This is a genomic window from Flavicella sediminum, assembly GCF_006381105.1.
Classification (GTDB): Bacteria; Bacteroidota; Bacteroidia; order Flavobacteriales; family Flavobacteriaceae; genus Flavicella; species Flavicella sediminum.
The window spans coordinates 1-1,578 of record NZ_VDET01000005.1; the positions used below are offsets into that span (position 1 = coordinate 1).

A 1,578-nucleotide genomic window follows, 5' to 3' on the forward strand; every position below is an offset into this window, starting at 1 on the left:
TTTCTCTTTTTACTATGTCACTTATACTTATTTATCTATTTTTAGGTCGACAAAGATAAAAACACATAATAAGTATAAGCTTAGTGCTAGGCTGAGAATCTTTCGATTATCAACTCCCACACTAACTTTATACAAAACCGTTGGCAGTAATTTACAAGTTGCATAGAAAATGAGGGAAGAATTAAATTTTAGTGAATTATTAAAGCTTGCAAGTTTTTCTAAAATAGAAGAAAAAATACTTTGTAATTTAAATAATAGAATTGACAAATCTCTAAAATACAAAATAGACGAAAACATTGAATCTGCTAAATTCAATTATGTTAAAAATGAAATTACAATAAAAACTATTAATGATTATAGCTCATTAATTCACGAGTTACTGCATGCTGAATTAATTATTTTTCACAAATTTCCAACAATAAAAGATATAAATGAAATTCTAACTAAATATAAACAACCACGTCTAAAAAAACTAATTGCCACATTAACAAATGATATACATCACTTTATTTTTAATGATAAATTCCAAAAGGCAACTAAACATAGAGAAAACTCATACTTAGTGAGCAATCAAAAAAGTTTACTTGAAAGTAATTTATCCTATATCCATTTAGAAAAAGGATATAATCAACAAGGAATTTACTTAAATAAAGTTTTGTTTTACTACGAATCTATATTTATTATTAATAGATATAAAATACTTCTAATGAAGAATATTATATTTTGTGAAAAATTAATAAAATTAGATAATAATTTATATGAAATTTTCAATAACTTCTTTAACTCTATCTTAGTACTTAGTAAAAAACCAAATGTAGAAATATACAAATCAACTATAATTAATATCTACACAAATTTAATTGTAAAAATTAAAAATAATCAAAACAATTTTCAATGAGTAAAAGTAATAAAGAAGAACTTGAAAAATTAATAAGTCAAGTAGATGAAGGGAATTATGATGCAGCATATAAAATTGGCATGAAATATTTATATGGCAATGGAGTTCTTAAAGATCCTTGGGAAGCATTTATTTGGTTTAGTGGTGGTCATTATAACAATCTTGGTAAGGATTATCCTGAAGGAGAGTTAACTGGAGACTGTCGCTATATGGTAGCTTTAATAGAATTTGAAGGAAAAGTTGTTAATAGGGATACTCATAATGCAAGAAGAGATTGGAAAATCGGAAGCGATTTAGGACATTCAGGATGTTCTTTTAGACTTGGTATAATGTATTTTAATTATTTTGATGCAGTTGGAAGTATGGAAATTGGTAAGAAATATATAAAAATTGCATATGAGCAAGGTTCTTTAGATGCTGAAAACTTTTGGAATGAAAACAACCTCTATAAACTACCAGACTTGAATAAAGACATATTTACCGAAAGTGGACAATTTAGACCTGAACTTATGCAACTCGGAATTAAAATATTTGAAAGTGCAAAAGCAATAAACGAAAGTATAACCTTAAAATTCTAATTTTTAACTACAATATAATTTCTAAATAAAAATAAAAAACTACTGCCAACAACGCATAAAGTCAATGTGGGTTTTTATGGATTAACCAAAGGTTTGTGTTTT

The 1,578-nt window shown here is 25.6% G+C and carries 2 protein-coding genes; both read left to right on the forward strand.

Features of this window, described 5'->3' with window-relative positions:
• The first annotated feature begins 169 nt into the window (after positions 1 to 169).
• A complete protein-coding gene (locus FGM02_RS07765; protein ID WP_139957801.1) occupies positions 170 to 898 on the forward strand; it encodes a hypothetical protein in 729 nt (242 codons plus the stop codon).
• Positions 895 to 1,476 (forward strand): tetratricopeptide repeat protein, encoded by a 582-nt coding sequence (locus FGM02_RS07770; protein ID WP_139957802.1) that lies wholly within the window; start codon positions 895 to 897, stop codon positions 1,474 to 1,476. Before FGM02_RS07765 ends, FGM02_RS07770 begins: the two co-directional genes overlap by 4 nt.
• Positions 1,477 to 1,578 lie beyond the last annotated feature (102 nt).

Coding starts and splice junctions, on each gene's coding strand:
- FGM02_RS07770 (WP_139957802.1), top strand. CDS start 895: ATGAGTAAAAGTAATAAAGAAGAACTTGAAAAATTAATAAGTCAAGTA.
- FGM02_RS07765 (WP_139957801.1), top strand. CDS start 170: ATGAGGGAAGAATTAAATTTTAGTGAATTATTAAAGCTTGCAAGTTTT.